Genomic DNA, 13,577 nt, shown 5'->3' with positions numbered 1-13,577 from the left:
AGGAGACCGCGGACGGGCCGGCCCGTCCGCGGTCTCCTCGCGGTCCCGCCCTTCCCGCGCCGCCGCCCGCTCTTCCTTCTCCTTCGCCTTCGCCCTCTCCCTCTCCTTCTCCCTCTCTCGCTCCTTCTTCTCCTCGCCGTCCTCGCTCTTCGTGGCGGACGGCGAGTCGGAGGTGCCCGTCGCGTTCGCCGCCGGCACGGCGTCGCCCGGGGCCGCGGACCGGCTCGGGGACGGGCCGGTCCCGCCGTCCGGGGCGGACGCGGCGGTGGGCTCCCCCGAGGGCCCCTCGGCGCCCAGTTCGGCGAGGCTCAGGCCGCCCGCCGCGAGGGCGAGGCCCGCGGTGGCGAGCAGGACCTTGCGGCGCCTGCGCCGGTGAGCCCGGCGGCCGCGTTCTTTGCGTCCGCCTTCTTTGCGTCCGCTCTCCGCGCGGCTGCTTTCCTTGCGGCGGGCGCGGCTGCGGGGCCGCCGTACCTCCTCGTCGTACGGGTCCTCGCTGCCGCCCGGTTCCCCACGCGCGGCGACGGCCTGCCCGTGCTCGACCCGCCCGTACTCCCGGCAGGATTCGGCCGGGGTTCCGCACCCAGGGCAGGCGAGGGCGCCGTTGAGGTGCCTGCGGCACGGGTGGCAGTAGTCCATGAGGCATGGAGGCTAGGTGTCAGGCCGTCGGCAGCGGAAGCCGCCGCTGTGAAAGTTGTGTGCGGAATCAATAACTCCGGGTGCGGCGGCGTTGTCAGTGGCAGGAGGCATGATCGGTGGCATGACGCAGAACTCCTCCGGCGTGCTGCACGCCCTCGCCCATGAGCACCTTCCCTCCGATGTGGCCGAGCGGTGGCTCGGGCTGCTGCGGCCCGGCGTCCGGCTCGCCCCGGCGGGTGGAGATGAGGCTGTGGTGGGGCAGTTGGGCGGGGAGCCGCGGCTTCCGGATGACGTGGAGTGGCCGGAGTGGGAGGGGCACGGGCCGCTGTCGTTCGTCGCCTCGGTGGACTGCGCGGCGCTGCCCATGGGGGTACTGGACGTGCCGTTCCCCGCGGCGGGGACGCTCGCCTTCTTCTACTTCGACGGCCAACTGGACGACGGGGACGCCCTGGTGGACGTGGACGACGTCCCTTCGAGGGCGGGGGCCCGCGTGCTGTATGTGCCCGCGGGAGCACAGGTCACCGCGCGGGAGACGCCGGACGAGCTGGATGCGTACCCCCATGTCCCGCTGGCCGCGCGGGTGGAGCTGACGGTGACCGAGCCGACGCATCCGCAGGTCCAGCGGGTCTTCGCACCGGGCGCGCAGCCCTTCCAGAAGTACGAACACCCGCTGTGCGCCGACGCGTTCGTCGAGGCCCTCTGGGAGTGCGACGCAGAGGCGGGCCACCAGCTCGGCGGTACGCCGCAGTCGGTACAGGGACCTGTCGAGCTGGAGGTGGCCAGGGCGGCGCTGGGGCAGGGGGTGGACTGGCAAGACCCCCGGCTCATCGACGAGATGGACGAGTGGGTGCTCCTCGCGCAGTTCGACACGGACGAGGCGGCGGACATGATGTGGGGCGACGACGGCTGCCTCTACTGGCTCATACGCCCAACCGACCTGGCGGAACTCCGCTTCGACCGGGCCCTGTTCACCTGGCAGTGCTGCTGAGCGGGCTGGGTGGCTGGCGCGGCTGGCCCCGCCCGGCGGTGCGGTTTGACGGGGCGCGGGGCGGTGCGGCTGGCCCCGCCTGGCGGTGCGGCTGAGCGGGCCGTGTGGCGGTGCAGCTGAGCGGGCCGTGTGGCGGTGCGGCTGAGCGGACTGACCGGCGGCACTCCTGACCGGCCCGCCCGACGGTGCCGCCGACCCCGCCCAGCGGTGCTGCTGACCGGCCCACCCGGCGGCACTCCAGACCAGCCCACCCAACGATGCCGCCGACCCCGCCCGGCAGCGCCGTCGGGCGTGGCCAAGGCAGCGGCTCGGGCTGCCCCGGCCCGGCGTCCGGCTCGTCCCGGTGGGCACTCTCGGCTTCGCTCGAGCAGGGGGCGCCCCCATCGCGTTGCCGCCCTCCTCCGCCTTGCATCTCGACGCACCAGACCCCGCTCACCAGCGCAGAAAGGGAACCGCCACCCGAGTACGGCCTGATCCGCCGGACAGGCCCTAGGCCCGGCCCAGTAGGCCCCTCAAGCGGCGTGCCCGTAGGACCAGTTCCAGCTCGAAGCGGCGGTCCGGGTCGTCGATCTCGTCGCCCCACAGCTCCCTGATCTGGCGCAGGCGGTAGCGGACCGTCTGGGGGTGGACGCCGAGGCGGGCCGCCACCTCGGGGGCGCCGCCGCGGGTCTCCAGCCAGGCGAGGAGGGTCTCGGCCAGGCGGCGGCCGTGGGCGGGGCCGCAGTGGTTCAGCGGGGCCAGGCAGCGGCGGGCGAGGTCCTCGATCAGCTCCTCGGGCTGGAGGAGCACCAGGGCCTCGGTGTGCTCGGTGCAGTGCAGTACCTCACCGGAGGGCAGCAGGCCGCGTTCCATGAGCCGCACCGCCGCCTCCGCCCAGCGCAGCGACTTCGCGGCGTCGGCGAGCGGCACCGGCGGGCCGATGGCGCCCGACCAGCCGGTCATGGCGCGGCGCAGCAGTTCGGGGCGCCCGGCGGCCTCGGGGTCGGGCACGACCATGCGGGGCTGCTCGGCCTCCATGTCGAGCAGGACGCCCTCCCCGACGGCGGGTGCCACGGCCTCCGGTGCGGGGCGCAGCAGGACGCCCACGGCGACGCGGTCCGGCAGCTGCCAGCCGACCCGGGCGGCCCGCTCCCCGAGGGCGTTGCCGAAGGGGGCGCCCGGGGCGGCCGAGGGGCCGGAGCCGTGGCCGGACGCCGCGCCCCCGGTGGATTCGGCGCGCCGCTCCGACAGCAGCAGTTCCATCAGCTTGCGTTGCAGCCGCAGCCGCTCGCCCGCCTCCCGCGCGGCGGCCTCGGCGTATCCGCGTACGGACTGGTCGACCAGGCCGTCCAGGTACTCGAAGCCCGACTCGGCGAGTTCGTACATGGCCGGGGGCGGGATCTCGATCTGCTGGCCGATCTCGGCGAGGCGGCGCCAGGCCAGGCGCACGCCGAGGCGGTAGATCGCCTGGAGCGAGTCGAGGCTGCGGCCGTGCAGACCCTCCCCGCGCCCGAATTCCTGGAAGACCTCCAGGTGGTAGCGGGGCCGCCCTTCCTGGGAGGCCAGCTGCTGGACGAAGCCTTCGAGGGCGCGGCGTATGCCGACCAGCGCCATGGGCTCACCCGAGTCGTCCAGGACGACGGGCAGCCCGGGGTACTCGGCCCGGATCTCGCGCAGGATGTCCTGGGCGAGGGAGGGCACCTCCTCCAGGGCGAGCGCGGCGAAGCGCCGCACCTGCCGGGGCGGCACGTCCCGCCAGGCCGAGCGCCCGGACGCGGAGCCCTGGCCCCCGGCGGAAGCGCCCGCGGCGGGAGCGCCCGCGGCAGGAGCGCCCCCGGGGGTGGCGGCCCCGGCGGCTTCGGCGGGCTGGATGTCGGTCGCGGCCACGGTGGCTCACTGACCCCGCGACGGTGTGTCGTAGTGGACCAGCGGCGTGTTGGGCTGGTCCGGCGTGGCGTCGAGGAGCGCGACGATGCCGAGGGCGGCGCCCACGGCGAGCAGCGCTCCGGCGGCGACGGTGAGTGATGCGGCGAGCAGTCGGTGCATGGCGAGGGCCAGCCTCTCTGTCGGAGGTCGTCCCCACCCTGGGCACGCAGGCGGCCATGACCACGCGGTGTCGGTCATGAATGTCCTGGTCGCACAGTCCCGGCCGGCCCCGTCCGGCAAGGGCCCAGTCTCTGCATCCATTGACACCTAGTCAAGGGTCGGCCTACGGTCCCCGCCCATACATACGGCTCGGTAACACTTCTCCCGCCCATAGCCCAGGAGTGCCCCATGCGCCGCACCACCTCGCCATTTTCCCTGGTCATTCTCGGTCTTGGCGCGTTTCTTCTGGTCCTGGCCCCGATGCTGGCCTGGTACGTGGAACCACGCGCCAAAAGAACACCGACCGATATCGACACGATCACCGTCTTCAAGGGCAAAGGAAGCTATTTCGACACCGCGAAGGTCAAGACAGTTCACGACAAGAACCTCACGGTCACCCGCCAGGTGCGCGGCGACGTCGCCGACAGCGAGGAGAGCGGACGGGCCGTCTGGGACGTGTCGACCTCCGTCGACCCGGACAAATCGCTGCCCGCGGCCGACCCGCACGACTCGCTCCAGTGGACGGTGGAACGCTGGGTCACCGACCGCAGGACGAACAAGCCGGTGCACTGCTGCGGCGAGCAGCCGCGGTTCGAGGGCGAGGCGTACCTGAAGTTCCCCTTCGACGTGGAGAAGCGCTCCTACCGCTGGTGGGACAACACGCTCGGGGCGACCGTGCCGCTCACGTACCGGGGCACCAAGAAGATCCAGGGGTACGAGGGCTACCGCTTCACGGCGACGGTCGAGGCCACCAAGACCGGCACGCGCCAGGTGCCGGGCCGACTGGTCGGCCAGCCGAAGAAGAGCCAGGTCATCGCGGATGAGTTCTACGCCAACCACGGCATCGAGCTGGTCGTCGACCAGCGCACGGGCCGGATCATCTACGCGGCGATCGGCCCCCGCAAGACGCTGCGCGCGCCGGGCTCCGACAAGGACGCGACGCTGCTGCTGGAGAGCAAGCGCATCGGCTTCACCACGGCGACGCAGAAGGCCCAGGTGAAGCTCGCCAAGGACGACAGCGACCGGCTGAAGCTGGTCGGCGAGACCCTCCCGGTGGCCGCCGGCGCGCTGGGCGCGGTGCTCGCCGTGACCGGGATCGTCCTGGTCGTACGAGGGCGCAGGAACGACGGGGCGGACGGCCCCGGTGGGCGTGACGGACGCGACGGACACGACGGACCGGCGGAACCGGGAAGTCCGAATCCCGCACAGTCCCGAAGCGCCCTGCACCCCAGCACGATGTGATGAGACGTCAGCTGGAAATGGCGCGGAAATTGTCACCTCGGTGAGTAGACCCCGGGTAACCGGCAGCGAAAACTAACCACCCCCACCCGAGCACAGTCCCCGCACCACCTGCGCACAGACCGGACACAGCACCTTCGCAAGGCGACCCCACCGCCTCACCGCCCGGCCCGTCGCACCCCGTAGCACCCCCGCAGCACCCAGCAAGACCGTCCTGCCCGCCCGGACACCCCCACAGTTCCGCACCCTGAGACGAGTTGGAGCACGCATGCCCCAGCACGTACCGTCCTCGCTGCGCGCGGCCGCCCCGCGGCACGCGCAGCGACTGCCGGCGCCTCCCCCACAGCCGCGCCGGATCGTTTTTCTCGCCCACCGCGACCTGGACAACCCGGCCGCGGGCGGCTCCGAACTGCTCGTCGACCGGCTCGCCGACGGGCTCAGCAAACTGGGCCACCAGGTCACGCTGCTGTGCGGCGGCCCCGCGGCCTACCGCGACTACCGCGTGGTGTCCGCGGGCGGTGACCTCGGTCACTACCTGCGGGCCCGGTCCGCGTTCACCCGGCAGGTCGGCGACTGCGATCTGCTGGTGGAGGTCTGCAACGGCATGCCGTACCTGGCGCCGCTGTGGCACCGGGGGCCGACGCTGTGCCTGGTCAACCACGTCCACACCGATCTGTGGGGGATGCGCTTCCAAGGCGCGCTCGCCCCCGCGGCCCGGCTCGGCCGGAAGCTGGAGCACTGGGCCCTGTCCGGGGCGCAGCGCAACAACCTCCTGATGGCCGTCTCGCCGTCGACGGCCACCGCGCTGCGGGCGATCGGGGTGGAGCGCGAGCGCATCCGGATCGTGCACAACGGCGTCGAGGAGCCGGGCCCGCTGCACGCCCGCTCCGACGAGCCGCTGTTCCTGGCGATGGGACGCCTGGTCGAGTACAAGCGGATCGATCTGCTCCTGCGCCTGTGGGAGCGGGTCAGGCCCGTCACGGGCGGCCGTCTCGTCATCGTGGGCGACGGTCCCGAGCGGCAGCGCCTCGAACAGCTCGCCGGTCCCGGTGTGGAGTTCCGGGGCCATGTCTCCGAGGCGGAGAAGCACCGGCTGCTCTGCGAGGCCTGGATGCTGCTGCATCCGTCGGCCGTGGAGGGCTGGGGTCTTGTCATCACCGAGGCGGCGACGCGTTCGACGCCCTCGGTCGGCTTCGACGTCCCCGGGGTCCGTGACTCCATAGAGGACGGCGTGACCGGTCTGCTCGCACGCGGCGAGTCCTCCTTCGCCGCCGCCTGGTGCACGCTGGCGCTCAGCGCCGAGCGCCGCAGGGCGCTCGGCAAGGCGGCCGGCGAGCGGGCCACCCAGTTCCGCTGGGGCAACACCGTGCGGCAGTTCCAGGCGGTGGCGGCCGAAGCGGTCGCCGCCCATCACGCGCCCGCCGGGCCTCCCATACCCGCGCCCGCCGGGCCCCCGACCGCACAGGGGACTCAGTGAAAGACCCGTCCCTGCGTCGCTCCGCCACGCTCTTCCGCGCCTTCATGCGCGAGCAGCGGGAGCCGGAGCGCTGCTACACCCTTCTCGCCAAGGACGCCGCCGACCAGGTGGAGGCGTACGTCAAGGTGAAGGACCGCGTCGTCGTCGACATCGGCGGCGGCGGCGGTTACTTCACCGAGGAGTTCCGCCGGCGCGGCGCGCAGAGTTACCTCTTCGAGCCCGATCTCACGGAGATGACGGCGTCGGGCACCAAGCCCCCCGAGGGCTCGGTGCTCGCCGACGGCTATCTGCTACCGCTGGCCGACGAGGTCGCCGACGTCACGTTCTCCTCGAACGTCCTGGAGCACGTCGACGACCCGCAGACGTTCCTGAGCGAGATGGTCCGGGTCACCAGGCCCGGCGGTCTCATCTACGTCTCGTTCACCAACTGGCTCTCCCCCTGGGGCGGTCACGAGTGGGCGCCCTGGCACTATCTGGGCGCCGACCGGGCCCGCGCCCGCTATGAAAGACGTACCGGAAAAGCCGCGAAACACACGCTCGGCGAGAACCTCTTCGCACATCACGTCGGAACGACCCTGCGTCAGGTGCGGGGCCGTTCCGACGTGGACGTGGTGTCGGCACGTTCGCGCTACTGGCCTTTCCTGGCCGGGGCGATCACCAAGGTGCCGGGTGTGCGCGAGGTCGCTACCTGGAACCTCCTTCTCATTCTCAGGCGGTGTCCATGACCACGGTCCAGGCCCCACCCCCGGCCACCGTGCGGCCCACGACCGACGCCCCTGAACCCTCGCGGGGGCCGCGCTCGCGGCGCTGGCTGCTGGGGTTCTGGGCCGTGGTGTTCGTGCTGTTCCTCGCGGTGAAGCCGGGGCGGATGACGTTCGACACCAAGCTCGGTGTCACCGTCGACCCCTGGCAGTTCCTCTCCGACCTCGGCCAGCTCTGGCACGACCGCGGCGGCTTCGGCGGGATCCAGGACCAGTACGTCGGGTACGCGTTCCCGATGCTGCCGTTCTACGGCCTGGCGGATCTCGTACGGCTGCCGGTCTGGTTCGCCGAGCGGCTGTGGCTCTCGCTGATCGTGGCGGTGGCCTTCTGGGGCGCCCTGCGCCTCGCCGAACGCCTGGGCATCGGCAGCCGGCACAGCAGGCTGCTCGGCGCGGTGGTCTACGCGCTGTGGCCCACCTTCACCGTGGTCGTCGGCTCGACGTCCGCCGCGGCGCTGCCCGGCGCGTTCCTGCCGTGGGTGCTGCTCCCGCTGACGAACGAGCGGATCAGCGCGCGCCTCGCCGCCTGCCGCTCGGCGCTGATCATCCCCTTCATGGGCGGGGTGAACGCGGCGGCGACCCTCGCCTCGCTGCTCCCCGTGGCCCTGTACCTCCTCTCCCGCCCGAACGGGCCGCGCAAGCGGAAGCTGATCACCTGGTGGGTGCCGGGCGTCATCCTGGCCACCGCCTGGTGGATCGTGCCGCTGCTGATGCTCGGCATCCACGGCGAGAACTTCCTTCCGTACGTGGAGAACTCCGCCACCACGACCGGCACGATGTCGGCGACCGAGACGCTGCGCGGCGCCGGCAACTGGGTGGCGTACCTGAACTTCGGCGAGGCCTGGCTGCCGGCCGGCTGGACGGTGGCGACGGCCGTCGTGACCGTCGTCTGCTCGGCGCTCGCCGCCGCCCTCGGCCTCGCGGGGCTCGCCCGGCGTGATCTGCCCGAGCGGCGCTGGCTCGTCCTCACCGTCCTGTCGGTCGTCCTGATCACGCTGGCCGGGTACGGCGGCGCGTTCGGCGCGCCCTTCCACGAGACCGTCCAGTCCTGGCTGAACGGCGGGCTCGTCCCGTTCCGCAACATCTACAAGTTCCAGACGGGCCTCGCCCTCGCGCTCGTCTTCGGCCTGATGCACCTGGTGGGCGTCGCCTCCCAGGCGCGCGGGGCCCGGCCGGTGCGCGGAAGACGGTACGCGCCCGTGATAGCCGCGGTCCTCGTGCTGCCCGGTCTGGCCTGGCCGTACCTCAACGGCTCGATCCTCCAGCCCGGTTCGTTCCAGAAGCTGCCCACGTACTGGCAGACGACGGCGAACTGGCTGGAGAAGTACTCCCCCGACTCCCGTGCCCTCGTCGTCCCGGCGACCGCGCACGGCATCTACACCTGGGGCTCGCCCATCGATCAGCCCCTCGACGTGCTCGCCGAGTCGCGCTGGGCGCAGCGCGACTACGTGCCGTTCGGTACGCCGGGCAACCGCCGCGCGATGGACGCGGTCGAGCAGGCGCTGATGACCGGCGGCGAGGTGCCGGGCCTGTCCGACTACCTGACCCGTGCCGGGCTCTACTACGTCGTCGTACGCAATGACCTCGACCCGGACCAGGTCGGCCACGTCCCGACCTCGACGGTCAAGCGCACCCTGGAGGAGTCCGGCTTCAGCCGCGTCACCGGCTTCGGGCCCAAGACCACCGGCGGCACGATCCCCGACGACACGCCGCTCCAGGTTGAGGGCCTCTACCCGCGCGATCGCGCCGTGGAGATCTACGCCCCCGGCGAGGACGCCGAGCGCCCCGGCCAGGCCGGTCTGAAGCCCGTGTCCAACACGGCGGTCGTCAGCGGAGGCCCCGAGTCCCTGCTGCCGCTCTCCGCCGACCCCTCGATGCGGGACCGCCCGGCGGTCCTGACCGGCGACAACCACCCGGGCGTCGGGACCCCCGGCCTCCAGGCGGTCGGTGACGGACTGCGCCGCGCCGACACCCGGTTCGGCCTGGTCAACTCCAATACGTCGTACACCTACGGCCCCGACGAGCGGAACGCGCCCGACGCGGTCCAGGACCCCGGCAAGAAGCCGCACCAGATCCTGCCGACCGACGGCGTCGAGCACCAGACGACGGCGGAGCTGCGCGGCGCCAAGTCGGTGTCGGCCTCCTCCTACGGCAACTGGCTCTTCCACCTGCCGCAGTACGACCCGGTGAACGCCTTCGACGGCGACCCGGCCACGGCCTGGGCCGAGGGCGGTTCCGGCAGCGCGGACGGCGAGTGGATCAAGGCCGACTTCAACTCCGAGATCACCGTCCCGTCCTCCTTCCGCATCACCCCGCTGCCGCAGGACGGCGTGCGGGCCGCGCCCACCCGGGTGCGCGTGGAGACCGAGCGGGGCAGCGTCACCAGCTCCCTCCAGCCCGACGGCACACCCCAGCGCGTCAAGGCCCGCGCGGGCACCACCGACTGGATCAAGATCACGATCGTGGACACGCAGGAGGCGCGGCCCGGTCTGACGGGTGCGGGCTTCTCGGAGATCACCCTCCCCGAGGTGCGCGTCACCAAGCTCCTCCAGCTCCCGAAGGACGCCGAGAAGGCGTCCGGCGCCGAGGCGACGACGTACTCGCTGCACCGCTCCTCGGACCCGAACGCCCTCTCGCCGGTCAACGCGGAGGCGGGCCTGCACCGCCGCTTCACGACCACGGGCTCCGGTGAGTACGAGGTGAAGGCGAGCGCGGTGGCCATGCCGGGCGGCGCGCTGGACGAGCTGCTCTACAAGGTGGCCCCCGAGCAGAAGCAGCAGATCGTCGCCTCGGCCGACTCCACGGCCAGGCTCGGCAGGGGCCTGTCGGCGCGCAACCTCACCGACGGCGATCTGACGACGGCGTGGATCGCGGGTACCGACAACCGTCCGGTGATCCGCCTCAAGTGGCCGGACAAGAAGCCGGTGGGCGAGATCGTGCTGCCCGCCGCGGGCGGTCTGTCCACCCGCCCCGAGAAGATCGAGATCAGCTCGCCGGACGGCGCGGCGACCGCGAGCGTCGACGAGAACGGCATCGCGCGCTTCACTCCGATCACCACGGACCAGCTGGACATCACCATCACCAAGACGGCGCCGCTGGCGGTCCACAACCCGGTGGCGGACGACAACCTCCAGCTGCCGGTGGGCCTCACCGAGGTCTACGTCCCGGCCCTCGACGAGTACCGCACGCCGCAGCCCGACGCGTCGGAGCGCTTCTCCCTGCCCTGTGGCCAGGGCCCGGCGATGTCGATCGACGGCGAGCTGTACGAGACGAGCGCCAAGGGCAAGGTCCGTGACCTCACCGAGCGCAGGCCGGTCGAGATCAGCCTGTGCCAGCGCGGCAAGAAGGACACGGCGGTACGCCTGGACGCGGGAGCGCACAGCGTCGAGACCGGGGACGCGGGTCCGCTCGCCGTCATGGACGCCTCGCTCACCCGGGGTACCCCCGGCGAGCTGGACAGGACCGCGCGTGAGCTGAAGATCAAGGACTGGCTCGGCGACCGCCGCGAGGTGAGCGTCGGCGCGGGAGCGGCCTCGTACCTGACGACGTACGAGAACGTGAACGACGGGTGGAAGGCGACCCTCAACGGCAAGGAGCTGACCGCTCTGCGGCTCGACGGCTGGCAGCAGGGCTGGCTCGTGCCCAAGGGCGAGGGCGGCACGGTGAAGCTCAGCTACGAGCCGTCGCAGACGTACGAGATCGGGCTGATCCTGGCCGGTGTCGGCGTCCTGGCGCTCATCGCGCTGGTCCTCGTGCGGCGCCGCGAGCCCAACACGGACGTCCTGGCGCCCGCGCCGCCCGCTCCGGGTCCGATCCTCGGCGTGGTGGCGCTGACGCTGGTGGCCGCGGTGATCGCGGGCCCGTTCGCCCTGCTCGTCCCCGCTCTGGCCCTGCTGGCCTGGTGGCGGCACGCGCTCCTGGTGCCGATCGCGTTCCTGGCGATGGCGGGCGCGGGCGTCGCGGCGGCGATCGGCGCCGGGGAGGCGGTCAGCGAGGACGCGGGGGCGTTCGGCCCGGTGGCCCAACTCCTCGCGCTCATCGCGCTGTTCGCGGCGCTGGTGACCGTGCGGGAGCGTTCCGCGCGGTCGGACACCGCCGATACGTTGGTGTACGGGCCGGGCGGTGGTCCCGCTCCGGGACAGCCCGCGTATCCCCCGGCCCCGCCCGGGGCGGGCCCCACGGTCTCGGCCCGGGGCCCCGAGGCGGGGCAGGCGCCGCCCACGACAGGAGAAGGCACGCAGCGATGACCGCACTGGAACACCCGGCACGGCGTGCGGACGGCCCCGGCCGGCCGCCCGCGCGCGTGCCGTTCCCCGTCGTCGACGAGGTCTCCCGGCACTGCCTCCAGGAGGAGGAACCGGAGACCGTGCACATCGAGGTGCACCTGCCGGGCACCCCGGACCCGGCACGGCTGCGGGCCGCGTTCCACGAGGCCCTGCGCCGCCACCCCCGCATCCTGATGCGGGAGGCGCGGGGCCCGTGGTACCGCCGCCGCTACGAGTGGGAACTGACGGCGGACGCCGACGTGGAGGTGGTGACGTTCCCGGCCCCGGAGCGGGACGCTTTCAAGCGGGCCCGCGAAAGGGCCCTCGCCGAGGCGCCGCCCCTCACGTCCTCGCCGCCGATCCGCCTGGAGGTGGTGTCGGCCGGGTCCGGTGCCGCCTCCGGGCGGGGCGCGGACACGCCCGGGGGCCCGCCCGCCGACGGGGACTCCCCCGCCGACCCCGGCGCCGTCCTGTTCCTGACCATCAACCACACCGCCCTCGACGGTCCCGCCTGCCTGCGCGTGCTCGCGACCGCCGCCGAGATCTACGGGGGACGGGACAACTCCCCCGCCGCGCCGCCCACCCGTACGCCGGACAGCGCCCAAGCCGTCCCCCAGCCCCCGGCCGACACGCCCTCCGGGTGGGCGCCCCCGGCCCGGGTGGCGAAGGGGTCGCCCGAGCCCTCCCCGGGCAACGGCATGCTGATCGCGGAGCTGCCCGTGCCGCGGCGCCCCAAGGGGTCGCCGTTCACCGTGAACGACCAGCTCATGGTGGCGACCGCGCTGATGATCGCCCACTGGAACCGCGAGCACGGCGACCGGCCGCGTCCCTTGCGCATCACGATGCCGGTGGACGACCGGCCCCGCGACGCGACCATGCCGATCGGCAACGGCACACGGCTGGTCGAAGTCCCGTTCGGCGCGGAGGAGTTGGCCGACCGCGAGTGGACTCCGGACGCGATCCGCGATCTGCTGCGCCGCACCTCCGACCGCACCCGCGCCCTCAAGGCCCTGGCCCGGCCCCAACTGGGTCACGGCGCGACCCTGTTGACCGCGCCGGTGCTCCCGGTGACCCTCAGGGCGGCCGTCACGCGCGGCCTGCGCCGCGCCGCCGCGCCCTGGACGTCGACCACGCTCCTGAGCAACATCGGCCGCATCCCGTACGCCCTGGACTTCGGCGACGCGGGCCGCGCGCACGCCGTGTGGTTCTCCGCCCCGGCCCGCCTGCCGCGCGGCCTCACCGTGACCACCGCGTCCACGGCGGGCCGCCTGCACCTCGCCCTGCGCTGGTCGAAGACGCTGCTGAGCCACGGCGACGGGGCCCACCTGCGGGATCTGTTCGAGCACTACCTCCACGCGACGGAGCACACGCAGGCCGACGAGAAGGGAGGGCCGACGTGACCACCACGACCGACAAGCCCCCGGCCGGGCTCCGCGACTTCTACGAGAACCCGGCCGTCCCGGTGGCGTCCGGCGACGCCCGCAGCCTGCGCCAGGCCCGCATCCTCGCCGACGCGCTCGGCCCCGCCACGGCCGGCGCCGCCACCGTTCTCGACATCGGCTGCGGCGACGGCTCCGCCGCCGCGACCGCCGCACCGCTCCTGGCGGGCCACCGCGTCATCGGCGTCGACTGGTCGCAGGACGCCCTCAAGCGCGCCCACGCCCACCTGCCCTACGTCGTACGCGGTGAACTCACCGACGGCGGGCTGCCGTTCGCCGACAAGACGGCCGACGCCGTCCTGTTCAGCGAGGTCATCGAGCACCTGGTGGACCCGGACAGCGCCCTGGACGAGCTGAGAAGGGTCCTCAGGCCGGGGGGGCACCTCATGCTGTCCACCCCCAACCTCGCGGCCTGGTACAACCGCGGCCTGCTCCTCGCCGGGGTGCAGCCGGTCTTCTCCGAGGTGAGCCTGCGCGGCATCCACGGCCGCCCCGGCAAGGAGGTCGTGGGCCACCTGCGGCTCTACACGGCCCGCGCCCTGCGGGAGTTCGTCGCGGCGAGCGGCTTCACGGTCGTAGGCCTGTCCGGTGCGCCCTTCCACGGCGTGCCGCGCCCGCTGCGGGCCCTGGACCGGCTCGCCTGCGCCGTGCCGAGCGCCTCCTCCATCCTGCTGCTGCACGCCCGAAGGACTTGAGCCCGATGTGGTG

10 protein-coding genes are annotated in these 13,577 nt (G+C 73.1%); 7 read left to right on the top strand and 3 right to left on the bottom strand.

The genetic code is table 11. The annotated features are described in order from the left end of the window. Window positions 1–636, bottom strand: a 636-nt coding sequence (locus IG54_RS42680) for an SCO2400 family protein (RefSeq protein WP_051820301.1), incomplete at its 3' end; no start/stop codon positions are given. A 121-nt stretch (window positions 637–757) separates the two neighbouring features. Between IG54_RS42680 and IG54_RS0133610 the strand changes: the two genes are divergently transcribed. Then, window positions 758–1,624 (top strand): YwqG family protein, encoded by an 867-nt coding sequence (locus tag IG54_RS0133610; protein ID WP_030793631.1) that lies wholly within the window; start codon window positions 758–760, stop codon window positions 1,622–1,624. A 489-nt stretch (window positions 1,625–2,113) separates the two neighbouring features. Here IG54_RS0133610 and IG54_RS0133605 read toward each other — a convergent pair whose 3' ends face one another. Together IG54_RS0133605 and IG54_RS42675 are read right to left on the bottom strand one after the other, a co-directional pair. Beyond that, complete coding sequence (locus tag IG54_RS0133605; protein ID WP_051820302.1) at window positions 2,114–3,352, bottom strand: helix-turn-helix domain-containing protein; 1,239 nt, start codon at window positions 3,350–3,352, stop codon at window positions 2,114–2,116. Window positions 3,353–3,496: 144 nt separating this feature from the next. Beyond that, the gene (locus IG54_RS42675) at window positions 3,497–3,649 is read right to left on the bottom strand and encodes a hypothetical protein (RefSeq protein WP_167532680.1); all 153 of its coding nucleotides are present in this window, start codon (window positions 3,647–3,649) and stop codon (window positions 3,497–3,499) included. 228 nt (window positions 3,650–3,877) lie between these two features. Here IG54_RS42675 and IG54_RS0133595 point away from each other — a divergent pair, with 228 nt between their 5' ends. The 6 genes from IG54_RS0133595 to IG54_RS0133570 all read left to right on the top strand — a co-directional run bounded on the left by IG54_RS0133595 (window position 3,878) and on the right by IG54_RS0133570 (window position 13,564). Then, window positions 3,878–4,930 (top strand): DUF3068 domain-containing protein, encoded by a 1,053-nt coding sequence (locus IG54_RS0133595; protein WP_030793625.1) that lies wholly within the window; start codon window positions 3,878–3,880, stop codon window positions 4,928–4,930. A 265-nt stretch (window positions 4,931–5,195) separates the two neighbouring features. Next, a complete protein-coding gene (locus IG54_RS0133590; RefSeq protein ID WP_051820300.1) occupies window positions 5,196–6,404 on the top strand; it encodes a glycosyltransferase family 4 protein in 1,209 nt (402 codons plus the stop codon). Continuing rightward, a complete protein-coding gene (locus tag IG54_RS0133585; RefSeq protein ID WP_030793619.1) occupies window positions 6,401–7,129 on the top strand; it encodes a class I SAM-dependent methyltransferase in 729 nt (242 codons plus the stop codon). Before IG54_RS0133590 ends, IG54_RS0133585 begins: the two co-directional genes overlap by 4 nt. Then, the gene (locus tag IG54_RS0133580) at window positions 7,126–11,412 is read left to right on the top strand and encodes an alpha-(1->3)-arabinofuranosyltransferase (protein WP_078594824.1); all 4,287 of its coding nucleotides are present in this window, start codon (window positions 7,126–7,128) and stop codon (window positions 11,410–11,412) included. The genes IG54_RS0133585 and IG54_RS0133580 overlap by 4 nt, the downstream gene beginning before the upstream one ends. Beyond that, window positions 11,409–12,830: a condensation protein gene (locus IG54_RS0133575; RefSeq protein WP_030793613.1), complete on the top strand. Its 1,422-nt coding sequence runs from the start codon at window positions 11,409–11,411 to the stop codon at window positions 12,828–12,830. The genes IG54_RS0133580 and IG54_RS0133575 overlap by 4 nt, the downstream gene beginning before the upstream one ends. Further along, window positions 12,827–13,564 carry a class I SAM-dependent methyltransferase gene (locus IG54_RS0133570; RefSeq protein ID WP_030793610.1) on the top strand — a complete coding sequence of 246 codons (738 nt, stop codon included), beginning with the start codon at window positions 12,827–12,829 and terminating at the stop codon, window positions 13,562–13,564. The genes IG54_RS0133575 and IG54_RS0133570 overlap by 4 nt, the downstream gene beginning before the upstream one ends. Window positions 13,565–13,577: the final 13 nt, after the last annotated feature.

The organism is Streptomyces sp. NRRL S-920 (assembly GCF_000717945.1).
Taxonomy (GTDB): Bacteria; Actinomycetota; Actinomycetes; order Streptomycetales; family Streptomycetaceae; genus Streptomyces; species Streptomyces alboniger.
This window is presented reverse-complemented; position numbering and strand designations above follow the sequence as displayed.